Annotated in this window: 16 protein-coding genes; 7 read left to right on the top strand and 9 right to left on the bottom strand. The window is 59.3% G+C overall.

The genetic code is table 11. The features are described from left to right. Positions 1-54: 54 nt before the first annotated feature. From CPter91_RS23680 to CPter91_RS27095, 6 genes are all read left to right on the top strand, one after another. A complete protein-coding gene (locus CPter91_RS23680) occupies positions 55-1290 on the top strand; it encodes an AmpG family muropeptide MFS transporter (RefSeq protein WP_061945053.1) in 1236 nt (411 codons plus the stop codon). 186 nt (positions 1291-1476) lie between these two features. Beyond that, a complete protein-coding gene (locus CPter91_RS23675) occupies positions 1477-3399 on the top strand; it encodes a PrkA family serine protein kinase (RefSeq protein WP_061945051.1) in 1923 nt (640 codons plus the stop codon). A gap of 50 nt (positions 3400-3449) precedes the next feature. After that, positions 3450-4718, top strand: coding sequence for a YeaH/YhbH family protein (locus tag CPter91_RS23670; RefSeq protein WP_061945049.1), 1269 nt, complete (start codon positions 3450-3452; stop codon positions 4716-4718). Then, positions 4715-6253, top strand: coding sequence for a SpoVR family protein (locus CPter91_RS23665; RefSeq protein ID WP_061945047.1), 1539 nt, complete (start codon positions 4715-4717; stop codon positions 6251-6253). The genes CPter91_RS23670 and CPter91_RS23665 overlap by 4 nt, the downstream gene beginning before the upstream one ends. A gap of 138 nt (positions 6254-6391) precedes the next feature. Then, complete coding sequence (locus tag CPter91_RS23660) at positions 6392-6784, top strand: hypothetical protein (RefSeq protein ID WP_205631634.1); 393 nt, start codon at positions 6392-6394, stop codon at positions 6782-6784. Further along, entirely contained in the window at positions 6781-6957 is a 177-nt protein-coding gene (locus tag CPter91_RS27095) for a hypothetical protein (RefSeq protein WP_099047244.1), read from the top strand. The genes CPter91_RS23660 and CPter91_RS27095 overlap by 4 nt, the downstream gene beginning before the upstream one ends. A gap of 49 nt (positions 6958-7006) precedes the next feature. On the opposite strand, the gene guaD is transcribed toward CPter91_RS27095, so the two are convergent. From guaD to xdhA, 4 genes are all read right to left on the bottom strand, one after another. After that, positions 7007-8347, bottom strand: a complete 1341-nt coding sequence (guaD, locus tag CPter91_RS23655) for a guanine deaminase (RefSeq protein ID WP_061945045.1) — start codon at positions 8345-8347, stop codon at positions 7007-7009. A gap of 90 nt (positions 8348-8437) precedes the next feature. Then, a complete protein-coding gene (xdhC, locus tag CPter91_RS23650; protein WP_061945043.1) occupies positions 8438-9550 on the bottom strand; it encodes a xanthine dehydrogenase accessory protein XdhC in 1113 nt (370 codons plus the stop codon). Positions 9551-9564: 14 nt separating this feature from the next. After that, positions 9565-11928 (bottom strand): xanthine dehydrogenase molybdopterin binding subunit, encoded by a 2364-nt coding sequence (xdhB, locus tag CPter91_RS23645; RefSeq protein ID WP_061945041.1) that lies wholly within the window; start codon positions 11926-11928, stop codon positions 9565-9567. 32 nt (positions 11929-11960) lie between these two features. Then, a complete protein-coding gene (gene xdhA, locus CPter91_RS23640) occupies positions 11961-13538 on the bottom strand; it encodes a xanthine dehydrogenase small subunit (RefSeq protein ID WP_061945039.1) in 1578 nt (525 codons plus the stop codon). Between the two features lie 557 nt (positions 13539-14095). Between xdhA and CPter91_RS23635 the strand changes: the two genes are divergently transcribed. Then, on the top strand, positions 14096-15397 hold the full coding sequence (locus CPter91_RS23635; protein WP_061945037.1) for an NCS2 family permease: 1302 nt from the start codon (positions 14096-14098) through the stop codon (positions 15395-15397). A gap of 266 nt (positions 15398-15663) precedes the next feature. On the opposite strand, the gene CPter91_RS23630 is transcribed toward CPter91_RS23635, so the two are convergent. The 5 genes from CPter91_RS23630 to rocD form a co-directional block, all read right to left on the bottom strand. Then, positions 15664-16404: a hypothetical protein gene (locus CPter91_RS23630; protein ID WP_061945035.1), complete on the bottom strand. Its 741-nt coding sequence runs from the start codon at positions 16402-16404 to the stop codon at positions 15664-15666. Between the two features lie 78 nt (positions 16405-16482). Then, on the bottom strand, positions 16483-17379 hold the full coding sequence (locus tag CPter91_RS23625; protein WP_061946574.1) for an SGNH/GDSL hydrolase family protein: 897 nt from the start codon (positions 17377-17379) through the stop codon (positions 16483-16485). A 152-nt stretch (positions 17380-17531) separates the two neighbouring features. Beyond that, complete coding sequence (metH, locus tag CPter91_RS23620) at positions 17532-21293, bottom strand: methionine synthase (protein WP_061945033.1); 3762 nt, start codon at positions 21291-21293, stop codon at positions 17532-17534. Between the two features lie 141 nt (positions 21294-21434). Further along, complete coding sequence (locus CPter91_RS23615) at positions 21435-22313, bottom strand: dimethylarginine dimethylaminohydrolase family protein (protein WP_061945031.1); 879 nt, start codon at positions 22311-22313, stop codon at positions 21435-21437. Next, positions 22310-23548 (bottom strand): ornithine--oxo-acid transaminase, encoded by a 1239-nt coding sequence (gene rocD / locus CPter91_RS23610; protein ID WP_061945029.1) that lies wholly within the window; start codon positions 23546-23548, stop codon positions 22310-22312. The genes CPter91_RS23615 and rocD overlap by 4 nt, the downstream gene beginning before the upstream one ends. Positions 23549-23697: the final 149 nt, after the last annotated feature.

The raw sequence follows: 23697 nt of genomic DNA, 5'->3' as shown, positions 1-23697 counted from the left end.
CTTAAATCTGGGGCGGCCTGATTGCCCGCAACTCCCGCCGCCGCGGGCGCATCTATGACCTCAGCTTCAAATCCCTGGCATCACTATCTGAACCGGCGCATGCTGATCTGCGCCTTTCTTGGCTTTACCTCCGGCCTACCGCTGTTCATCCTGCTCAGCTTGCTACAGGCCTGGCTTAGTAAATCCGGCTTGAATGTCAAGTCGCTGGGATTGTTTGCGCTGGTGATGTTTCCCTATACCTGGAAGTTCGTCTGGTCGCCGCTGATGGACCGCTTTCATTTCGGCAAGCTGGGCCGCAGGCGCAGCTGGATGTTGCTGACCCAGGCGGCGCTGTTCGTCGCCATCGGCGGCATGGGCATGCTGGATCCGCATACGCAGGTGGCGGCAATTGCCTTGATGGCGTCGCTGGTGGCGTTCCTCTCGGCCAGCCAGGACATCGTGATCGATGCCTATCGGCGCGAAATCCTGCCGGACAGCGAGCAGGGCCTGGGCGCGGCCATCAATGTCAATGCCTACAAAGTAGCGGGCATGGTGCCGGGGGCCTTGTCGTTGTTCCTGGCCGACCACATGAGCTGGCAGGCGGTGTTCTGGATCACGGCCAGCTTCATGCTGCCGGGGCTGATCTGCACCTTGCTGATCAAGGAACCGACGGTATACGGGTCGCCGCCAAAGAATTTGCGGCAAGCCGTCGTGTTGCCGTTTCAGGAATTCATTACCAGAGACGGCTGGCGCAGCGCATTGTGGATACTGGCTTTCATTTTCCTGTACAAGCTCGGTGACAGCATGGCCACCGCGCTTGCTACAAAATTTTATATTGATCTGGGTTTTTCGCTGACCCAGATCGGCCTGATTTCCAAGACCACCAGCTTGTGGGCAAGCCTGGTAGGCGGGCTGGTCGGCGGCATCTGGATGGTGCAGATCGGGATTAACCGCGCATTGTGGATTTTTGGCGTGGTGCAGGCTGTGACGATCCTGGGATTTGCCTGGCTGGCGCAAGTCGGCCCTGATCCTGTGGTGCTGGCCATCGTGATCGGCGGCGAGGCTTTTGGCGTCGGTGTCGGCACCGCCGCGTTCGTCGCGTTTATCGCGCGCACCACCGATCCTCGCTATACGGCAACCCAATATGCCTTGTTCACCAGCCTTGCTGCGGTGCCGCGCACCTTTGTCAATTCTTCGGTCGGCTACATCGTGGCGGAAACCGGCTGGTTCCATTTCTTTATTTTGTGTTTCATACTGGCGTTGCCAGGAATGTTGATCTTGTTCAAGGTCGCGCCTTGGAATCAGAAGTAAGCCAGGAAAAAAGAGAAAATCCTGTTGCATCTTAGAAAAAGGATTAGAATCAAATCGTGTAATCCTCTTCTGGGCTGAGTCGAAAATGACAGTAGCCGATCAAGGAACTGCGAGTATCCGGAGAGGTCGAACTTCAGAGACGTAATCTTCAATTTGTTTTCGCAACATCGTTGATGCGGGGGTGATATGGATATCTACAGCAGCTTTGCAAGTCGGTTCGACAAAACCAGAGAAGAAGAATTTTCCCTAGAAGAATATCTAGCGCTTTGTAAGACCGATCCCAGCGGTTATGCAACCGCCGGCGAACGCATGCTGATGGCGATAGGCGAACCACAACAGGTCGACACGCGCCACGACCCTTCCTTGTCGCGCATCTTTGCCAACAAGGTACTCAAGGTTTATCCCGCCTTCAAGGAATTCTACGGCGCCGAAGAAGTGATCGAGCAAGTGGTCGCTTATTTCCGGCACGCCGCGCAAGGCCTGGAAGAACGCAAACAAATTCTCTATCTGCTGGGTCCGGTCGGCGGCGGCAAATCGTCCATCGCCGAGCGTCTCAAGCAGCTGATGGAACATGTGCCTTTCTATTCTCTCAAGGGATCGCCGGTCAACGAATCGCCGCTGGGCTTGTTCGATTACGAAGAAGACGGCGCCATCCTGGAAGAACAATACGGCATTCCGCGCCGTTATCTGAAATCCATACTCAGTCCTTGGGCCGTAAAACGTTTACACGAATTTAACGGCGACATACGGAAATTCCGCGTAGTGAAGCGCTATCCGTCTATCCTGCGGCAAATCGCCATTTCCAAGACCGAGCCGGGCGATGAAAACAACCAGGACATCTCCACGCTGGTCGGCAAGGTCGATATCCGCAAGCTGGAGCAGTATTCGCAGGACGATGCCGACGCCTACAGCTACTCTGGCGGACTGTGTTTGTCCAATCAGGGCTTGCTCGAATTCGTGGAAATGTTCAAGGCGCCGATTAAGGTGCTGCATCCTCTGCTGACCGCGACCCAGGAAGGCAACTTCAAGGGTACCGAGGGTTTCGGCGCGATTCCCTTCGACGGCATCATCCTGGCCCACTCCAACGAGTCGGAATGGAAGGCTTTCCGCAACAACAAGAATAACGAAGCGCTGCTGGACCGTATCTATATAGTCAAAGTGCCGTATTGCCTGCGGGTGTCGGAAGAAATCAAGATCTACGAAAAGCTGATCCGCACTTCTTCGCTGGGAAAAGCAATCTGCGCTCCGGGCACTTTGAAGATGATGGCGCAGTTCTCGATACTGACGCGTCTGGGCGAGCCCGAGAATTCCAGCATCTTCTCGAAAATGCAGGTGTATGACGGCGACAACCTGAAAGACAGCGATCCCAAAGCCAAGTCGTTCCAGGAGTACCGCGACTACGCCGGCGTCGATGAAGGCATGAACGGCGTTTCGACCCGCTTTGCCTTCAAGATATTGTCGCGCGTGTTCAACTTCGATTCGACCGAAGTGGCGGCCAATCCGGTGCACCTGATGTATGTGCTGGAACAGCAGATCGAGCGCGAGCAGTTCCCGCAAGAGCTGGAACAGAAATACCTGTCCTACGTCAAGGATACGCTGGCGACGCGTTACGCTGAATTTATCGGCAAGGAAATCCAGACCGCCTACCTGGAATCGTATTCCGAGTACGGCCAGAACGTCTTCGACCGCTACGTGACTTACGCCGACTTCTGGATCCAGGACCAGGAATTCCGCGACCACGATACCGGCGAGAGCTTTGACCGCGCAGCACTGAACGGCGAACTGGAAAAAATCGAGAAGCCGGCCGGCATCAGCAATCCGAAGGATTTCCGTAACGAAATCGTGAATTTCGTGTTGCGGGCGCGGGTTTCGAACGCCGGCAAGAATCCGCTCTGGACCAGTTACGAAAAGCTGCGGGTGGTGATCGAAAAGAAAATGTTCTCGAATACCGAAGACCTGTTGCCGGTCATCTCATTCAACGCCAAAGGTTCAAACGAAGAACTGCGCAAGCACGAAGATTTCGTCAATCGCATGGTCAGCAAAGGATATACGCCGAAGCAGGTGCGTTTGCTGTGCGAATGGTATCTGCGCGTACGCAAGTCATCGTAAGATGGGTCGATAGTAGTAGCGACTCCGCCGTCCGACTAGGAGAGCCGACCGTGTTGCATCAGATAATCGACCGTAGACTGTCTGGCAAGAACAAGAGCATTGCCAACCGGGAGCGCTTTCTGCGGCGCTTCCGTGCGGCCATCCACCGCTCGGTGACCGAAGCCGTGCGCGACCGTGGCATCAAGGAAATCGAAAACGCCAAAAGCATCAGCATTCCGCGCAAGGGCATCAGCGAGCCGGTGTTCGGCCACGGTCCCGGCGGCAAGCGCGAAATGGTCCATCCCGGCAACCAGGATTATCTGCAAGGCGACCGCATCGCCCGCCCGGACGGCGGTTCCGGTGGCGGTGGCGGCAGCTCCGCCAGCGACTCGGGCGAGGGCGAGGATGAATTCGTGTTCCAGCTGTCGCGCGAAGAATTCATGCAGTACTTCTTTGAAGACCTGGAGTTGCCGCGCCTGATCAAGACTAATCTGCTGGCGGTGCCGAGCTGGAAAAACATGCGCGCCGGTTACTCTACCGACGGCAGTCCCAATAATATCGATATCGTCCGCTCCCTGCGCAGCTCGCTCGGACGCCGTATTGCGCTCGGTTCGCCGCTGGTGGTCAAGCTGCGTGAACTGGAAGCGCTGATGGAAGCCCTGAAGGCGGATCCGGACGACCGGCGTGAAGAAATCGTGCGCCTGGAAGATGATATCCATCATCTCAAAGGCCGCATCTGGCGCATTCCGTTCATCGACCCTTTTGATCTACGCTACGTCAACCGGGTCAAGGTGCCGCAGCCATCCAGCCGCGCCGTAATGTTTTGCGTGATGGACGTTTCGGGTTCGATGGATGAACAGCGCAAGGATCTGTCGAAGCGTTTTTTTATCCTGCTGTACCTGTTCCTGACCCGCAATTACGAACACATCGAAGTCGTCTTCATCCGCCATCACACGCGCGCCGACGAGGTGGATGAAGATACCTTCTTCCACTCGCAGGAAAGCGGAGGCACGGTGGTCTCCAGTGCCCTCGAGCTGATGAAGAAGATCATCGACGAACGTTATCCGCCCGGCGACTGGAACATCTACGGCGCCCAGGCGTCCGATGGTGACAACTGGAACGACGATTCGCCCAAGTGCCGCGAGCTGCTGGAGCTGGAAATCCTGCCGCGCTCGCGTTATTTCGCCTATATACAGGTAACCGTGGAAGAGCAGAATCTGTGGACCGAGTACCAGCAGATCGCGGCCGTCAATCCGCAGTTTGCGATGAAGAAGGTACAGACCGCCAGCGAGATTTATCCGGTATTCCGCGAACTGTTTGAAAAGCAGGTCCATTCATGAACGACCGCCTAGCCAAGGGCGTCAATCAAGCGCTGCCCTGTCCGTCCGACTGGAGCTTCGACCTGATCGAACAATACAACGACGAAATTGCCCGCGTCGCCGCCAGCTACAAGCTGGATATCTATCCGATCCAGCTGGAGATCATCACTGCGGAGCAGATGATGGATGCCTACGCCTCGGCCGGCATGCCGGTGAATTACCGCCACTGGTCGTTCGGCAAGCATTTTCTGATGACCGAGCGCGATTACAAGCGCGGGCAGATGGGCCTGGCTTACGAGATCGTCATCAATTCGAATCCCTGCATCGCCTACCTGATGGAAGAAAACACCATGACGATGCAGGCGCTGGTGGTGGCGCATGCGGCGTATGGACACAATTCTTTTTTCAAGGGCAATTACCTGTTCCAGCTGTGGACAGATGCCCACGCCATCATCGATTACCTGGTCTACGCCAAGGCCTACATCGCCGAATGCGAAGAGCGCTACGGCTTTTCCAAGGTCGAGGAATTGCTGGATTCCTGCCACGCGCTGATGCACTACGGCGTCGACCGCTACAAGCGGCCGCAGAAACTGTCGCTGGAAAAAGAGCAGGCGCAGCGACGCGAACGGGCTGAATACATGCAGTCGCAGGTCAACGAATTGTGGCGCACCCTGCCGGAGAAAAAGGAAGAAGCCGCCGAACGCGTCGAAGGACGATTTCCGCCGGAGACGCAGGAAAACCTGCTGTACTTCGCCGAGAAAAATTCGCCGTTGCTGGAGTCGTGGGAACGCGAGGTGATCCGCATCGTGCGCAAGGTCGCCCAGTATTTCTATCCGCAGCGCCAGACTCAGGTCATGAACGAAGGCTGGGCCACCTTCTGGCACTACACGATTCTCAACACGCTGTACGATGAAGGCAAGCTGACCGACGGCTTCATGATGGAATTCCTGCATTCGCACAGCAACGTCGTCTATCAGCCGCCGGTAACCAAGTCCTATTACAGCGGCATCAATCCCTACGCACTCGGATTCGGCATGATGAGCGATATCCGCCGCATCTGCGAAAAGCCCACCGAAGAAGACTACCGCTGGTTTCCGGAACTGGCTGGCACACCCTGGCTGGAGACGCTGCATTACGCGATGCGCAATTTCAAGGACGAGAGTTTCGTCGCGCAGTACCTGTCGCCCAAGCTGATACGCGACATGCGCCTGTTTGCCGTGCTGGATGATGAAAACCGCAGCGAACTGGAAGTCTCGGCAATCCACAACGACGCCGGCTACCAGTACGTGCGGCAGGCGCTGTCGCGCCAGTATGATATCAACCACCGCGAACCGAACATCCAGGTCTGGTCGGTCAATACCCGCGGCGACCGTAGCCTGACACTGCGCCACTTCCGCAGCGACGCCCGGCCGCTGGCCGAAGGCACCGATGAAATGCTGCGCCATATGGCGCGGCTATGGCAGTTCGACGTCTATCTCGAAAGCGTGGACGACAGCGGCAATGTATTGCAGCGCTATGAATGCGTCAGCGAGAACAAGTACGTGTTGCGGCCGTAGATTTTCATCCTTTCCTTATCTTTTTCTGCAATCACATAATAGACATTAGTTTTGTGCGAGGGTATTCTTTATGTTGCCATAAATGCAATTTCAGGAATGGGATTGAATGTCTGATTTTTACGGTTACTCAAGGAAAACATGGAGGGTCTTGGTCTTCCAGCCCCGGCTTCTTTGTTCGGCTCGGTACAGGCAGCAGTTGCCAACGCCAGCGTCAACCTCAGCCAGATTGACAAATTTGGAAAGGCCGTTACGATCGGAGAATTGATTGGTGCGGGAACGCGATTGGAGGGACTGGGGATAATCGCCGCTTGTTCGGCCTCGTTCTATGCCGGTGCTGTCATCGGGAGCATCGCCGTGGCGACAGGGAGGTCTTCGGCGGGAGGAACATCGATGGCCGATATACTTCATACCGCTTATCGCTACCAGCTTAATCGTCCTTGGCTGATTCAAAGTCTGCGTCGCTGGCCGGGCGTTTATGACGCCAATATGGTTGCAAGAAAAACCTACCGATTCCAGATGGCTTACACATGAAAGATAGTATTCAATTACTCGCGGCCGCGGTAGCCTTCTCGATTATTGCATGGATGTTCTGGCATTTTCTTGGCAATGGTGGCGTCGGCGTAATTTCAGCGGTGGCATTGTTCCTTCTTATCGCCGATAACATCCGTCTGCGCCACAAATTGAAAGCGGAACAACGGCACTAGACTCGTAGTTGATAGACTTAAAGCGGGCACACCGTGCCCGCTTTAAGTGTCACGCGCGGTTATGTACCAGCTTGCCGGCCGCATAGGTAGCCGCAATCGCCCGATCATCCCCCAGCAAGGCCAGCGCGAACAACAATTCTTCCAGACACTCGGTACGCTCGCTGCGGCGTGCCAGCAACGGGGTTGCTTGTGGATCGAGGACGATGAAATCGGCCTCCGCACCCGCCACGAAATTGCCGATCGTGCCTTCCAGCTGCATGCTGCGCGCACCACCCAGGGTCGCCAGGTAGAACATCCGCAATGCCGGCAGGTAGGTAGTCGCCATGCGCGCTACCTTGTAGGCTTCGTTCATGGTTTGCAGCATCGAGAAACTGGTGCCGCCGCCGACATCGGTGGCCAGCGACAACGGCACGCCGGCAGTATCGGCGCCCGCAAAATCGAACAGCCCGCTGCCCAGGAACAAGTTGGAGGTAGGACAGATCGCCACCGCCGATTGCGTTTCCGCCATGCGGCGGCGATCTTGATCGTCGAGCCAGACGCAGTGTCCGTACATCGAGCGCGGGCGCAGCATGCCGTACTTGTCGTAGACGTCCATATAGCTGCGCGAATCGGGGAACAGTGATTTCACCCACGCGACTTCATCGGTATTTTCCGCCGCATGCGTCTGCAGATAGGCATCCGGGTAAGCCTGCGCCAGTTCGCCGGCCAGCTGCAATTGCGCGTTGCTGGAAGTCGGCGCGAAACGCGGCGTGATCGCATACAGCTGGCGGCCGCGCTTGTGCCACTTCTTCAGCAGTTCTTCGCTGTCGCGGATGCCGCCTTCGGCGGTGTCTTGCAGGAACTCGGGGCAATTGCGGTCCATCAGCACCTTGCCGGTCACCATCCGCAGATTGCGCGCTTCGCTGGCGCTGAAGAACGCATCTACTGAAACCGGATTGACAGTGCAGTACACCATGGCCGTCGTGGTGCCGCAGCGCAGCAGTTCATCGATGAAGAACTTGGCGACTTCACCGGCGTGGGCCGGGTCGCTGAACTTGCGTTCGGTCGGGAAGGTATATTTTTCCAGCCATGGCAGCAGGCCCGGCGCCGGCGAGGCGATCATGTCGGTCTGCGGATAATGCAGATGGGTGTCGATAAAGCCAGGCATGATGATCTTGCCGCGGTAGTCCTGGATCTTCAGCTCACCTTTCAGTTCTGCTTTCAGCTGTACGGAAAGCTGCTGGTAATCACTAGCTGCGACCACCTTGCCGTCGGCGACCAGCAGCAAGCCGTCTTCATGCCAGTGATAGGCATCCGAATGATGGGCAGGATCCGCGCTGAAATGCAGCACGCTGGCGCGGTAGGCTTGCAATGTGGACTGATCGAGATGGCTGAAGCTAAGGGCTGACATGAAAACTATCCTTGAATAAAAAGCGGACTAGGGCCGCTATGGGCGATACATTGCGGACCCGATGCATACCGGGTCCGATCCAGATGCGGTTTAAATAGTGCTGAGCAGTTGCAGCGGCAGCCGCAATTGCGGCACGCTGGCGGTTGCCAGCTGCTGTTTGGCGATCTGTTCCCAGACCTGCAGCAGCTGCGCCGTCACCGATGCCGCAATCACGGCGGGCTCCTTGCCGACAATGCCGGCAATGCCGATCGGGCACACCATCTCGGCCAGGCGCTCATGCGAAATGCCGCGTTCGTGCAGGCGGTGCTCGAACTGCATGCGCTTGCTCTTGGAGCCGATCAGACCGAACCAGGCGACCCCGGTGCGTTGCAGAATCTGCGCCGACAGGCGCTGGTCGAGCGCGTGATTGTGCGTCATCACCAGGAAGCAGGAACCGTCCGGTGCGTTGTCCACCACGGCTTCTGGCGTATCGGTGGCTTCGATGCGGACATTGGCCGGCAGGACGTCCGGGAACATTTCTTCCCGCTCGTCGATCCACACCACCCGGCAAGGCAAGTCGCCAAGCGCCTTGACGATCGCCGCGCCGACGTGGCCGGCGCCGAACAGAAACAATTGCGGCCGCGTCGCCAGGCAGGCATCCAGCAGCCAGCGGCGGCCATTGTCGTCGCGCAGGATAGTGCAGGCGCCGAGCGCTTTGGCGGAAGGCGTCAGCAAGGATGGCAGGGTGGGCAGGCGTCCCGGTCCGTGCAGGCGCGCGCCGTCGGCATCGCACATGGAGGGCGGGGCTGCGTCTTCCAGCGCTACCAGGCGCCAGCTGTCTTCGGCGTCGCGCAGGCGGCGCTGCAGGAAACTGAAGTAGTCGGCCGAGGCGGATGTCACGCGCTCGAACGCCAGGTGCACCACGCCGCCGCAGCATTGGCCCAGCGACGGGCCGAGAGAAAATCGCTGCAGGCGCCGTTCACGGCTCAGCGACAAGCCTTCTTCCAGCATCTCGCGGGCGATCCTGATGGCCTGCAATTCGAGATGGCCGCCGCCGATGGTGTCGAACTGGCCAACCGCGGTCACCACCATTTTTGCGCCCGGCTCACGCGGCCCGGATCCCTCGACCTGCGCCACGGTGACCAGGATCGCCGTGGTGTTTTGCGAGCTTTGCGTAATCGGCGTAGTGAGCAGTGCGGTAAGCGCATCTAGCCAGTTGTTCATGATATGGCTCCGGATCAGGCCGCGCGCGCCAGGGCGCGGACGGCGTCGACCGCTTTCAGGATCGCTTCGCTGGTGGCCGGCGCATTCAGCGGTGGATTGAAGCGCTTGCCGCCGACGCTGGCGACCGCATCGCGGATCGCAAAAAATACCGAGAACGGCAGCAGCAGCGGCGGTTCGCCGACCGCCTTGGAGCGATGGATGCTGTCTTCGACGTTGCGGTTCTTGAACAGCTTGACGCGAAAATCCTCAGGACAATCCGAGATGCCCGGGATCTTGTAGGTCGACGGCGCATGCGTCATCAGCTTGCCGTCCTTGTTCCACCACAGTTCCTCGGTGGTGAGCCAGCCCATGCCCTGGATGAAAGCGCCCTCGACCTGGCCGATATCCAGTGCAGGGTTGAGCGACTGGCCGGCGTCGTAGAGCGCATCTGCGCGCAGCAAGCGCCATTCGCCGGTGAAGGTGTCGACCACGACTTCCGAGACCGAAGCGCCATAGGCAAAATAAGAGAACGGCCGGCCGTTCATGGTTTTTGGATCCCAGTGCAGGCCTGGGGTGGCATAGAAACCGTCGGACCATAGCTGCACCCGCGACAGATACGCCTTTTGCGTCAGCTCGCCGAATGGCAGGCTGTGCTCGCCCAGATGCACGGCGCCTGCGGAGAAAGTGACTTCCTTGGCGTCGCCGTCATGCAGTTTGGCGAAGAATTCCGCCAGACGCTGACGAATCGTGTGCGCCGCATTTTGCGCCGCCTTGCCGTTCAGGTCGGCGCCGGTGGAGGCCGCGGTAGCGGAAGTATTCGCCACCTTGCTGGTGTCGGTGGCGGTGACGCGTACCAGCTCCAGCGGAATCCCGAGCTCGTGCGCCACTACCTGCGCCACTTTGGTGTTGATGCCCTGGCCCATTTCGGTGCCGCCGTGGTTCACCAGCACGGAACCGTCGGTATAAACATGGACCAGCGCACCGGCCTGATTGAAGTGGGTGACGTTGAAGGCGATGCCAAACTTGACCGGTGTCAGCGCCAGGCCCTTTTTCAGCACCGGGCTGCTGGCGTTAAAGACGTCGATGTCGGCGCGCCGTTGCCAGTATTCGCTGCTCTCTTCCAGCTCCGCCACCAGCTCATGGATCACGTTGTCGACGATCTTCTGGCCGTATTGGGTGACATTGCGGCCTTCTTCATCGTTGCGGCCGTAGAAATTCAGCTTGCGGATGTCCAGCGCATCGCGTCCCAGGTTGCGGGCGATTTCATCGACAATGTATTCGATCGCAATCGCGCCCTGCGGACCGCCGAAGCCGCGGAAAGCGGTGTTCGACTGGGTATTGGTCTTGCCGCACATCGCCTTGATGTCGACGTCGGACAGGTAATAGGTATTGTCGAAGTGGCAGACCGCGCGGGTCGCCACCGGCGCCGACAAGTCGGCCGAGAAGCCGGCGCGGCTGACCATCTCGATACGGGCGGCGACGATGCGGCCGGCGTCGTCGTAGCCGACTTCATAGTCGTAGAAGAAGCAGTGACGCTTGCCGGTCACCATCATGTCGTCGTCGCGGTCGGCGCGCAGTTTGACCGGGCGCTTCAGCTTGGCGGCGCCGATGGCGGCCACCGCAGCCCACAAGGCAGATTGCGATTCCTTGCCGCCGAAGCCGCCGCCCATGCGCCGGCATTCGACCACGATATTGTGCGAATGGACGCCCAGCGCATGCGCCACCACGTGCTGCATTTCGGTCGGATGCTGGGTGGAGCACAGCACCAGCATGCCGTTTTGTTCTTTCGGGATGGCGTAGGAAATCTGGCCTTCCAGGTAAAACTGTTCCTGGCCGCCGACATACAGCTGGCCGGTGACGCGGTTGGGCGCTGTTTCAAAAGCCTGCTGGGCATCGCCGCGCGTCAGCCGCATTGGCGGCAGTACATACGATTTCGCGGCATGGGCAGCTTGCGGAGTCAGGATGGCTGGCAGTTCTTCGTAATCGATGACAACCTTGCGCACCGCGCGCCGCGCATTGTCGTGGCTGTCGGCGATGACCACGAAGATCGGCTGGCCGACATATTCCACCAGACCTTCGGACAGGATCGGATCGTCGTGGATGATGGGGCCGCAATCGTTGGTGCCGGGAATGTCGGCGGCAGTAAGCACCGTGACCACGCCAGGCGCGCTGCGCACGGCGTCCAGGTTGATGGAGCGGATGCGGGCATGCGCCTTCTGCGACATGCCGAGCGCAGCGTGCAGTGTGCCTTGCGCTTCCGGGATATCGTCGGTGTAGGTGGCTTCGCCCAGTACGTGCAAGATCGCCGATTCATGCGGATGAGACTGGCCGACTTCTGCCCAGGCTGTCGCTTTCTCTTGCGGCTTGGTTTGCATAAAAACTTCAGTTTGCTTGTTCATGACGTCTACTCTTTATCTTCGTCGGCGGCGCTTCAAACGCACACGAAAGGATTGACCTGGTCGGTACGCAACGGGGCTTCGATACGGGTTTCCAGCCAGAACCGGCGCAGCAGATTCTGCGAGGTCTTCATGCGATACTCGCTGGAAGCGCGCATGTCCGACAGCGGCTTGTAGTCATCCAACATCAGCGCCACCGCAGCTTCCATCACCGCTTCGCTCCAGACCTGCCCGCGCAGGGCGGCTTCAGTCAGCGCTGCACGTTTCGGCGTAGCCGCCATGCCGCCGAAGGCAATCCGGATATCACTGATCTTGTCGCCATCCAGCGTCACGGAAAATGCCGCGCAGACGGCGGAAATGTCCTGGTCGAAGCGTTTCGCCAGCTTGTAGGTGCGGAAACGCTGGCCGGCATGCGGCAAGGGAATCCGCACGGCCTCGACGAATTCGTCGGCCTGCATGTCTTTCTTCATGTAATCCAGGTACAGCGCTTCCAGCGGCATCACGCGTTGCCCGTTCGGTCCGCGCAGTACAACCTGGGCGCTTAGCGCGATCAGCCATGGCGGCGAATCGCCAATTGGTGAGCCGTTGGCGACATTGCCGCCGAGGGTGCCGGCATTGCGGATCGGCAGCGAGGCGAAGCGTTGCCACATCTCGGACAATTCCGGATAGTGCTTGCAGATTTCGGCGTAGGCGTCGTTCAGGGTGACGCCGGCGCCGATCTCGATCTGCTGCTGCTTGATGCTCACCGTGTTCAGTTCGGCCACCTGGCCGAGATAGATGATGTCACCCAGGTCGCGCATCTGCTTGGTAACCCACAAGCCGACGTCGGTCGAACCGGCCAGGATGCGTGCGGCCGGCAGCGCGGCGCGTATTTCCACCAGTTGCGCCAGGGTGCGCGGCGCGTAGAAAGTCTGGCCTTCGTGGCGATAGACCAGCATCTCATCGCGCTGCAGCGGTTGCAGCGCCTGTTGCAGCGCCTGGCGGTCGAAGCCGACCGCCGGCAGTTCGCCCATGCGGTGGGCCGCATCGATGATGGGCCGGTAGCCGGTGCAGCGGCACAGGTTGCCGGACAAGGCAATGTCGATGTCCTTGCGCAGCAGCGGTTGCGTTGCCTGTTGCTGCTGTTGTTGCTGTTGTTGCGAGGCGCATGCGCCCTTGGCGGAGCCGCAGGCTGGCGCCTGGCTGCCGTCGTTCTTCAGATACAGATCCCACAGCGACATCACGAATCCCGGCGTGCAGAAGCCGCATTGTGAGCCATGGCATTCGACCATTGCTTGCTGCACCGGGTGCAGGGCGCCGTCGTTCTGCTTCAAGTCTTCGACGGTATACAAGGCTTTGCCGTCCAGCGTCGGCAGGAACTGGATGCAGGAATTGACCGATTTCAGCGTGACGCCGTCGGCAGTCTGCTCGCCGATGACCACGGTGCAGGCGCCACAGTCGCCTTCGGCGCAGCCTTCCTTGCTGCCGGTGCAATGCAAGTCTTCCCGTAGGTGTTGCAGGATGGTGCGGGTAGGCGCAGCCTGATCTACCGTATGGACTTCGCCACGATAGTAGAAGCGGATGACGCTATCGGCCGAGGCGTTAGATGCGGACGTAGACAAGACGATCTCCATTCTGGTTTGGCGACTGTTGCAAAAACACTGGCTGTCTGATCGTATTGCCTGGCTGCGGTGCAGGGACTACGTAGAGCTAGGCTGACTTTGCAACGGCCTATTAATTATGAGCTCAGATTAGCATTTGCGCCGCAGCTCCATATAGCGAAAGGGCTCATATCAATTATCTGCAGAATGGAATAAAGATCGTATAACTAATTCCATTTGACAAATAAAGAGCAGGTTTGCGGGGCTTTAGCGGAAATATGTGATTTATTTGATAATTTATGCAGTTTGCAGGATGGCTGTCATTCCTGAAAGCGGCATGCAATCTGGCCGCGGACAGATTTATTTAGCGTCGCGTCAGGGTTTTAACGAGCGCTGAGAGCGGTTATCATCACGCTGGAATAATTGATATTTACCCTGGAGCATATTTGTGACCCCATTCAGTACCCCGCCAGTTTGCCCGAATCCTGCCCAAAATCAAGCGGATCGGCAGCCTGGAAGCCATTCCACCATACAGACACAGTCCGGCCGGGCCGCTGCCGTCTCTTCACATTAATCAAGGAGACACCAGAATGCAGTTTCTCGAGAATTTCTTCAAGCTGAAAGAAAACGGCACCGACGTCCGCACCGAACTGATCGCCGGCCTGACCACCTTCCTGACGATGGCTTACATCATCTTCGTCAACCCGGCGATCCTGGGCGATGCCGGCATGCCGAAGGGCTCCGTGTTCGTCGCCACCTGCGTGGCGGCTGCGATCGGTACTCTGATCATGGCTTTGTACGCCAACTATCCGATCGCCCTGGCGCCTGGTATGGGCCTCAATGCCTACTTTGCCTACGCGGTGGTGAAGGGCATGGGCGTGTCCTGGGAAGTGGCGCTGGGGGCAGTTTTCATTTCCGGCTGCTTGTTCATCATCGTCAGCCTGGTCGGCATCCGCGGCCTGATCGTCAACGGCATTCCGCCCACGATACGGATAGCGATCACCGCCGGCATCGGCATGTTCCTCGGCTTTATCGCGCTCAAGAGTTCCGGCCTGGTGGTCGCAAATCCAGCCACCTTCGTGCAGATCGGCGATCTGCACCAGATCCCGGTAATCCTGTCGATCCTGGGTTTCCTGCTGATCGTGGTGCTGGACCATCTCAAGGTCAAGGGCGCGATCCTGATCGGCATCCTGACCGTCACCGTGCTGAGTTTCGTGGTCGGCGGCAATACTTTCACCGGCGTGGTGTCGATGCCGCCGTCGATAGAACCGACTTTGTTCAAGCTCGATATCATGGGCGCCTTGTCGATGGGGATCCTGAACATCGTGCTGGTGTTCTTCCTGGTGGAGATGTTTGACGCTACCGGCACGATGATGGGCGTGGCCAATCGCGCCGGCCTGCTGGTCAACGGCAAGATGGCAAGGCTGAACAAGGCTTTGCTGGCGGACAGTACGGCGATCGTGGCCGGCACTTTCCTCGGCACTTCCAGCACGACGGCCTATGTCGAAAGCGCTGCCGGCGTGCAGGCAGGCGGCCGTACCGGCCTGACTTCGCTGGCGGTCGGCGTCTTGTTCCTGGCGGCCCTGTTCATCTCGCCGCTGGCCGGCGCCGTGCCGGCCTACGCCACCGCGCCAGCCTTGTTCTACGTGGCGGGACTGATGCTGCGCGAACTGGTGCACCTGAACTGGGAAGATTCCACAGAAAGCGTGCCTGCCGTGATCACCGTGCTGATGATCCCCTTTACTTATTCCATCGCCAACGGCATCGCCTTCGGCTTCATCTCCTACGCGGCGCTGAAACTGTTCACTGGTCGCGCCAAGCAGGTACCGGTGATGGTCTGGATCATCGCAGCGATTTTCTTGTACAAGTTCATCCATTTGGGCGGCGATTAATTGCTCATCGAGGGGAAATACTCGATGAAGCCGGGGCAGCGCCTGGTATCCGCGCTATGCAAGGCAATGGCGCTATGCCTGGCGTTTTGCCTGCTGCCTGGATGCGCCTGGATTATGCCATGCTTCACCAAGGGCGAACAGTGCCCGCAAGTCAGGGCGCATAACTGACTGCCAGTGCCGGCGCACCCAGCGCGCCAGCATCCAGCAAGCCCCGCCGTCGGCGGGGTTTTTTTACATCGATGTCTTGTTCAGGGAAGATGGGCTGGTTAATTCGCCACATTCGCCAGGTCAGCCTGCAGCTGTGCAAAATCGAAGCCGGGCGCGAAGTCGGCAATACTGGCTTCGGCCGGCAGGATGGCGTAAGCCTCGTCGACGCAGGCATCCCACCATTCCCAGGTGGCTTTCTGCACATTGCCCCAGGTCAGGACCGTGACGCCGGCGGCGTCATACGCCACCGCAAACACGGCGTGGCCATCGTTGGTCAGCTTGCCGGCGGTCCAGGGCTGATGCGCCTCGAATTCCTGCTGGCAGTTTTCCTGTACCTGAAACCCCAGGTAGACGCCGCCGAACAATTGAATCGCCTGCTGGATGTGGGTATGGTTCTTGACGTCGATATTGGTATAGGCGTAGATCTTTTCACCGGAAACGGCCGTCTTGCGCCAGTAATTCAGCACGTCGAGTTCGCTCAGCCCGGAATCGACGCCGCCGGTCAGGTGCATGTATAGTTTCACCACGGCTTGTTTGGCGGGGATCTTCTGCGTGCCGACCAGGCCGTTGTAGGTCGTGATGGCGTGCGCCAGCGCAGCGATGGTGCAATCGCCCAGTGTATCGTTGCCATCCATGGGAAACAGTTGCGCCGGATCGCTTGTGCCCAGCTTCTGGTAGACGCGCGCCAGCACGTCATAGGAAGCTGGTGGCGGCGCCAGCTCGGCGCCCAGGTAGTTCTTCAGACGCAGCGTGCGGTAATCATGTTTCGGCGGGTGCTTACCAAAGCGGAGTGAAGGCATAAGGCGTATTCCTAAAGGATAAGATCGGCTGTCAGAGGGACCTTCGCTAGCCGACGGTTGCGATGGCGGATTGCTTGCTCAAATATGTCCCGGAAAGCGCAGCCCCAGTGCGCTGACAAAGCGGGCGGCGATTTTCTTGAAGCCGTCCGGATAGGGATGCAGCTCGTTGGCCCAGTCGCTGCTGGCCAGCGTGCCCTGGGTTTCGACCAGGATGAAATTGTTGGCGGGGACCGCCGCCAGTGCGCGCAAGGTGGCGGCGAAGGCCGTCAGCGCCTGGTGCACGATCGCGCTGCCCTGGTCGGCAGTCCAGCCGCCGAAGGTCAGCGACGGCAGCAGCCAAGGGCCGGCGCATGAGGGATGGACGCCGTTGGGAATGGCGAAGTCGTAGCAATGACCGAAAATCGGTACGCCTGGCGCGTACTTGTCGCGCAATGCAAACAGGTCGAGATAAGACGCTTCGATCATGGCCAGCAGCCTGGGGAAACGTTGACGGTCAAGGCCACTGCCGCCGGTGCCGGCGTCATCCAGGAAAATACAGAATTTGTCGCCGGCGATATCGTTGCCGCCGCCGGAAAACAGGATGGCGTCGGGCTTGCCGTTGACCCAGTTGGTGGCATCCTGCAGGCAGGCGATCAGGCGCTGCTGCTTGGGCAAAGCCATTTCATCGGAACTGGAATCGCCGTAGTGCGACAGGTTCATGATCACCGGATGGGCCGTGCCCATGTTTTCCAGCTGAGCGATGATGTCGGTGCTGTGCAAGGCCAGCGCATTGCCGTTGAGGGGATAGTCGAACCACGAATCGCCATGGGCCAGCAATAGCAGCGGCTTGGGCGGCACGGCGCCGCCATTGGCACGCAGATGCACGTCGCGGTTGCGCAGGATGGCCATCTTGGCGCGATGCTGCTGCGAGCGCTGGGCGATTTCCGAGTCGATGGATTCCTGTAATTGCTGTTTCAACACCAGGCTTTGACGCATGCCAAGCTCCTCATCTGCAATTAGATTATTCAAGCGTTGGACCTTGTCCGGCGCGTTGAGTTCTTCCATTGCAATACAATTTCAGCTTAGCAGATAAAAAAAGGGAGCGTCTGCCATACGACACTCCTACGCTCCCTTTTGTCTTTTTGCCTTTACAGATTCGGCGCCAGCCAGCGCTCGATGTCTTCCTTGCTGACGTCGCGCCGGGCCGCCATGTCGTTGACCTGGTCGTCGCCGATCTTGCCGACGACGAAATACTTGGACTCGGGATGGGCAAAGTAGAAACCGGACACCGCCGCGCCCGGGAACATGGCGAACGACTCGGTTAGCTGCATACCGATTTCATCGCATTGCAGCAGCTGGAACATGTCGGCCTTGACCGTATGCTCCGGACAGGCCGGATAGCCTGGGGCAGGGCGGATACCGCTATATTTTTCCTTGATCAGGGCTTCGTTCGACAATTCCTCATCGGGCACATAGCCCCACAAATCCTTGCGCACCCGCTCATGCATGTATTCGGCAAAGGCTTCGGCCAGGCGGTCGGCCAGCGATTTCAGCATGATCGACGAATAATCGTCATGCGCATCTTCAAAGCGCTTCTCGTACTTCTCGATGCCGATGCCGCTGGTGACCGCGAACAAGCCGATGTAGTCGGCGATGCCGGAAGATTTCGGCGCGATGAAATCGGACAGGCACTGGTTCGGCCGGGCCACGCCGTCGATCACCGGCTTGACGGTTTGCTGACGCATGCCGTAGTAAGTGAACGCGACTTTGCTGCGGGTGTCGTCGGTATAGACTTCGATGTCGTCGTCGTTGACGGTATTGGCCGGCATCAGGGCGATGACGCCATTGGCGGTCAGCCAGCGGCCGGCGATTAGTTTCTGCAGCAGAGCCTGGCCTTCTTCAAACACCTTGCTGGCCGCTTCGCCTACCACTTCGTCGGTGAGGATGGCTGGATAAGGGCCGGCCAGGTCCCAGGTCTGGAAGAACGGGCCCCAGTCGATATAGCGCGCCAGCGTACCGAGATCGACATTCTTGAAAACGCGGCGGCCGATGAACTTGGGCTTGACCGGCGCAAACTGCAAACGGGTGCGGTTCTCGCGCGCTGCCGCCAGCGATAGCAGCGGCACTGCTTTTTTGTTAGCGTGCTGTTCGCGGATGCGTTCGTAATCGACCGCGATGTCATCGATGTACTGGTCGCGCTGTTCCGGCGTCAGCAGCGATTGCGCCACCGAGACCGAGCGTGAAGCATCCGGCACATAGACCACCGGTCCTTCGTAGTTCGGTGCGATCTTGACTGCGGTATGGGCGCGGCTGGTGGTGGCGCCGCCGATCAGCAAAGGCATCTTGACGCTACGGAAGTAAGGATCGCGCTGCATTTCCTTGGCCACATGGGCCATTTCTTCCAGCGACGGCGTGATCAGGCCGCTGAGGCCGATGATGTCGGCATTCTCGGCCTTGGCCATCGCCAGGATTTCCGAGCACGGCACCATCACGCCCATGTTCACCACTTCGAAGTTATTACACTGCAAGACCACCGAGACGATGTTCTTGCCGATGTCGTGCACGTCGCCCTTGACCGTGGCGATCACGATCTTGCCCTTGGGCTTGGCGGCGATGCCGGTCAGTTCTTCGTGCAGGCGCTTCTCTTCCTCGATGTAGGGAATCAGATGCGCCACCGCTTGCTTCATCACGCGCGCCGACTTCACCACCTGCGGCAGGAACATCTTGCCCTGGCCGAACAGGTCGCCGACGATGTTCATGCCGTCCATCAGCGGGCCTTCGATCACATGGATAGGGCGGCCGCCGTTACCCAACAATTCCTGGCGCGCTTCCTCGGTGTCTTCCACGATCCACTGCGTGATGCCTTGCACCAGCGCGTGCGCCAGCCGTTGCTGCACGGTGCCGCTGCGCCACTCCAGCGTCGCTTCTTCCTTCTTGTCGCCAGCCTTCAGGGTGGAGGCGATCTCGATCATGCGTTCGGTCGCGTCTTCACGGCGGTTCAGCACCACGTCTTCGACCCGCTCGCGCAATTCGGCCGGCAGGTTGTCGTAGACGCCCATCATGCCGGCATTGACGATGCCCATGGTCATGCCGGCCTTGATGGCGTGGTACAGGAACACGGTGTGGATCGCTTCGCGCGCCGGATCGTTGCCGCGGAAGCTGAAGCTGACGTTGGAGACGCCGCCGCTGATCTTGGCATGCGGCAGGTTCTCGCGGATCCAGCGCGTGGCGTTGATGAAATCGACGGCGTAGTTGTTGTGTTCTTCGATGCCGGTCGCAATCGCGAAAATGTTCGGATCGAAAATGATGTCTTCCGGCGGGAAGCCGATCTGGTTCACCAGCAGCTTGTAGGCGCGTTCGCAGATTTCGATCTTGCGTTCGAAGGTGTCGGCCTGGCCCTTTTCATCGAAGGCCATCACGATCACCGCCGCGCCGTAGCGCCGGCACAGCTTGGCCTGGCGCAGGAATTCCGGTTCGCCTTCCTTCATCGAGATCGAGTTGACCACCGCCTTGCCCTGCACGCACTTGAGGCCGGCTTCGATCACTGTCCATTTGGAGGAATCGATCATGATCGGCACGCGCGCGATATCCGGCTCGGAAGCGATCAGGTTGAGGAAGCGCTGCATGGCGGCGATCGAATCCAGCATCGCCTCGTCCATGTTGATGTCGATCACCTGGGCGCCGTTTTCCACCTGCTGGCGCGCTACCGCCAGCGCTTCGTCGTACTGCTCGTTGAGGATCAGCCGCGCGAACGCTTTGGAGCCGGTGACGTTGGTACGCTCGCCGACGTTGACGAACAGCGAGCTGTCGTCGATGGTGAACGGTTCCAGTCCCGACAGCCGCATTTCGTGCGTGGTTTCCGGCACGGCGCGCGGCGGGATCTTGGCCACGGTATCGGCAATTGCCTTGATGTGCGGCGGCGTGGTGCCGCAGCAGCCGCCGGCGATATTGACGAAGCCGCTTTCTGCGAAATCCTTCAGCAGTGAAGAAGTTACGTCCGGGGTTTCGTCGAAGCCGGTGTCGCTCATCGGATTGGGCAGGCCGGCGTTGGGATAGATGCAGACGAAGGTATCGGCGATCTTCGACAGTTCTTCCGCATAGGGACGCATCAGCGCCGCACCCAGTGCGCAGTTGAGGCCGACGGTCAGCGGCTTGGCGTGGCGGATCGAGTTCCAGAACGCCGGCACGGTCTGGCCCGACAGGATGCGGCCGGACGCATCGGTGACGGTGCCGGAAATCATGATCGGCAAACGCAGGCCGGATTCTTCGAAGAAGGTATCGATGGCGAACAGCGCCGCCTTGCAATTCAAGGTGTCGAAAATGGTCTCCACCAGCAGCACATCGGCGCCGCCCTCCACCAGGCCGCGGGTTTGTTCCAGGTAGGAGGCGACCAGCTGGTCGAAAGTGACATTGCGCGCCGCCGGGTCATTGACGTCGGGCGAGATCGACGCGGTTTTCGGCGTCGGGCCGAGCGCGCCGGCGACGAAGCGCGGCTTCTCCGGCGTCGAATATTTGTCGCAGGCGGCGCGCGCCAGCCGGGCCGAGGCGACGTTCATCTCGTAGGCCAGGTGCGCCATGTGGTAATCGTCCTGCGCCACTGTGGTGGCGCCGAAGGTATTGCTTTCGATCAGATCGGCGCCGGCGGCCAGGTATTCCTCGTGGATGGCGCTGATGATGTGCGGCTGGGTCAGCGACAGCAGCTCGTTATTGCCTTTGACGAACAGCTCGCGCCCGGGACCGGTGAAACCGATGAAGCGGCCGTTGGGACCGCCGCGGTAATCCTCTTCTGTCAGCTTGTATTGCTGGATCATGGTGCCCATGGCGCCATCCAGGATCAGGATGCGCTGCGCCAGCAACTCGCGCAGACGGGTTTCGGTGGATACGGCGGGGCGTGTTGCTGGAGGCGTCATTAGCGTACTCTAATCAGTAAGGACGCAAAAAACCCGGTCGCCGAAGCGCCGGGTTGTTTGCAATGGCAATGCTGGAAATTATACGTTAAATCAATGGCTTGCGCATTTTCAATAAGCGTTCAACCGCTGAACCGTTGATGACTAAGCCGCTTCCTGCCGGGCTGCCTGGGCAGCGCTTTGATGTGGTTCATTCAGCTTCAGGGTCAGGCATTTCGCCGCGCCGCCAGCTTTCAGGAATTCGGTCAATGCTGTCTGATGGACAACGAAGCCGTGCGCCTGCAGCTGAGCCACCAGGGCATCCGAAGCCTGGTTCAGGAAGATGTGGCGACCGGAGTTGACGGTGTTGCAAGCAAAATGCAGGGCATCTTCGCTGCTGACGATAATGCGCTTGTCGGCAGGAACGCGGGCCGTGATTTCTGCTTGTGAAGCAGCATCGAATGCTTCCGGGAAATACATCACGTAGCCTCCGGCCAGCGGGCAGAAGCAGGTATCCAGGTGATAGAAGCGGGCATCCACCAGTTTCAGCGGCTGCACTTCGATCTCCAGCAATTCCGACAGGCGGGTGGCGCAGGCGATATCCGAACGGTGGCCGTGGCCGAACCACAGCAGATTTTCGCTGCGGTCCATCAGCGCATCGCCGGCGCCTTCGAAAGGCAGTTCCGGCGGCAGGGTCAGTACTTCAAAACCGTGCGCGGTGAAGGCGGCGTCGAAATAGACTTCTTCTGCCTGCCGTTCAACGTGACGGAAACGCGACAGCACCACCTTGTTGCCCAGCACGACGCCGGCATTGGCCGTGAACACCAGGTCAGGCACGCCCGGCATGGCCGGCATCATCTTGATCTTGGCGACCTGGCCGATAGCCTCTACCAATGCCAGCCACTGCTCCATGGCGACGCTACGGTTGCCATGCGCAATATTGCCAGCCATCCACGGATTAATGACATAAGACACTTCAAAATGATCCGGAGCGCACATCAAGAATGTGTCTTCCGCGGTATGGTCCAGCAGGTGGTTGGTCATGCGTAGCTCCTTTCGGTCAGGTGAGTTGCGGGTGTATCGAGGGTGGTAAATGTGTGGCGAATGGCTTCCAGCGCGGCATCGATGTCGTTGGCCGTAATGATCAGCGGCGGCGCAAAGCGCACCACGGTGTCGTGCGTGTCTTTCGACAAGATGCCTTGCTCCATCAGGCGTTCGCAGAATTCACGTGCGGAAATGAAGCTTGGGTCGAGATCCATGCCGATCAGCAGGCCTTTGCCGCGGATCTGGCGGATCGCCGGATGCTGGATCGCCCGCAGGCCGCTCAGCAGGCGCTCACCCATGCGCTGAGCGTTTTCCGCCAGTTTTTCTTCGCGCAGCAGGCGCAGCGCGGCGTGGCCGACTGCCGCCGACAGCGGATTGCCGCCAAAGGTGCTGCCGTGGTCGCCGGGTGTAAATACTGCCATCAGGTCTTCCCGGGCCAGGAAGGCCGACACCGGCAGCAAGCCGCCGCCCAGCGCCTTGCCCAGGATCAGGCCATCCGGCTTGACGCCGTCATGGTCGCTGGCCAGCAGGCGGCCGGTGCGGCCGAGGCCGGTCTGGACTTCGTCGCAGATCAGCAGCACGTTGTGGCGGTCGCAGATTTCGCGGCATTTCGCCAAGTAACCGTCGGGCGGCACGATGATGCCGGCTTCGCCCTGGATCGGCTCCAGCAGGAAGGCGGCAGTGCGCGGCGTAATCGCGGCTTCCATGGCGGCGGCGTCGCCGAACGGCACGCTGGGGAAGCCGCCGGAAAACGGCCCGAAGCCGTCGCGGTATTGCGCTTCCGACGAGAAGCCGACGATGGTGGTGGTACGGCCAGAAAAATTGCCGTGGCAAACGATGATTTCAGCAGTGTTTTCGGCGATGCCTTTCACCTTGTGGCCCCATTTGCGGGCCGCCTTGATCGCGGTTTCGACAGCTTCGGCGCCGCTGTTCATCGGCAAGGCCTTGGGCATGCCGGTCATTTCGCACAGCAGTTGCAGGAACGGGCCCAGCTGGTCGCTGTAGAAGGCGCGCGAGACGATCGCCAGTTGCGCTGCCTGTTTGGTCAAGGCGCCGACCAGGGTCGGATGGCTATGGCCGAAGCTGACGGCGGAATAGGCCGACATCATGTCCATGTAACGCTTGCCGTCCTGATCCCACAGCCAGATGCCCTTGCCGCTGCTGAGCACTACCGGCAGCGGTTCATAGTTGTGCGCGCAGTATCGGTCTTCGAGAGTAATTGCATGGTTCTTCATGGTCTGCTCCTGGTGAGGCCACTTCTAAGAACCTAGCCTGGTCAGAGGCGGACCGGCAGCTGACTTTTTGTCCGCTGGCGGACGCTGGCTGAGACGCTTAGAGGTAGCTGCAAAATGCTGTTGTATAGGTGTATTGCATCTGGCTACAT

It is taken from the genome of Collimonas pratensis (assembly GCF_001584185.1).
GTDB lineage: Bacteria > Pseudomonadota > Gammaproteobacteria > Burkholderiales > Burkholderiaceae_D > Collimonas > Collimonas pratensis.
Note: the sequence above shows the minus strand (reverse complement) of the source record. Positions and strands in the feature narration are given on the sequence as shown.

What these genes read in the sequence shown, in the direction of transcription:
- CPter91_RS23680 (WP_061945053.1), top strand. Translation starts at nt 55, where the DNA reads ATGACCTCAGCTTCAAATCCCTGGCATCACTATCTGAACCGGCGCATG.
- CPter91_RS23675 (WP_061945051.1), top strand. Translation starts at nt 1,477, where the DNA reads ATGGATATCTACAGCAGCTTTGCAAGTCGGTTCGACAAAACCAGAGAA.
- CPter91_RS23665 (WP_061945047.1), top strand. Translation starts at nt 4,715, where the DNA reads ATGAACGACCGCCTAGCCAAGGGCGTCAATCAAGCGCTGCCCTGTCCG.
- CPter91_RS23660 (WP_205631634.1), top strand. Translation starts at nt 6,392, where the DNA reads ATGGAGGGTCTTGGTCTTCCAGCCCCGGCTTCTTTGTTCGGCTCGGTA.
- CPter91_RS27095 (WP_099047244.1), top strand. Translation starts at nt 6,781, where the DNA reads ATGAAAGATAGTATTCAATTACTCGCGGCCGCGGTAGCCTTCTCGATT.
- guaD (WP_061945045.1), bottom strand. Translation starts at nt 8,347, where the DNA reads ATGTCAGCCCTTAGCTTCAGCCATCTCGATCAGTCCACATTGCAAGCC.
- xdhC (WP_061945043.1), bottom strand. Translation starts at nt 9,550, where the DNA reads ATGAACAACTGGCTAGATGCGCTTACCGCACTGCTCACTACGCCGATT.
- xdhB (WP_061945041.1), bottom strand. Translation starts at nt 11,928, where the DNA reads ATGAACAAGCAAACTGAAGTTTTTATGCAAACCAAGCCGCAAGAGAAA.
- xdhA (WP_061945039.1), bottom strand. Translation starts at nt 13,538, where the DNA reads ATGGAGATCGTCTTGTCTACGTCCGCATCTAACGCCTCGGCCGATAGC.
- CPter91_RS23635 (WP_061945037.1), top strand. Translation starts at nt 14,096, where the DNA reads ATGCAGTTTCTCGAGAATTTCTTCAAGCTGAAAGAAAACGGCACCGAC.
- CPter91_RS23630 (WP_061945035.1), bottom strand. Translation starts at nt 16,404, where the DNA reads ATGCCTTCACTCCGCTTTGGTAAGCACCCGCCGAAACATGATTACCGC.
- CPter91_RS23625 (WP_061946574.1), bottom strand. Translation starts at nt 17,379, where the DNA reads ATGCGTCAAAGCCTGGTGTTGAAACAGCAATTACAGGAATCCATCGAC.
- metH (WP_061945033.1), bottom strand. Translation starts at nt 21,293, where the DNA reads ATGACGCCTCCAGCAACACGCCCCGCCGTATCCACCGAAACCCGTCTG.
- CPter91_RS23615 (WP_061945031.1), bottom strand. Translation starts at nt 22,313, where the DNA reads ATGACCAACCACCTGCTGGACCATACCGCGGAAGACACATTCTTGATG.
- rocD (WP_061945029.1), bottom strand. Translation starts at nt 23,548, where the DNA reads ATGAAGAACCATGCAATTACTCTCGAAGACCGATACTGCGCGCACAAC.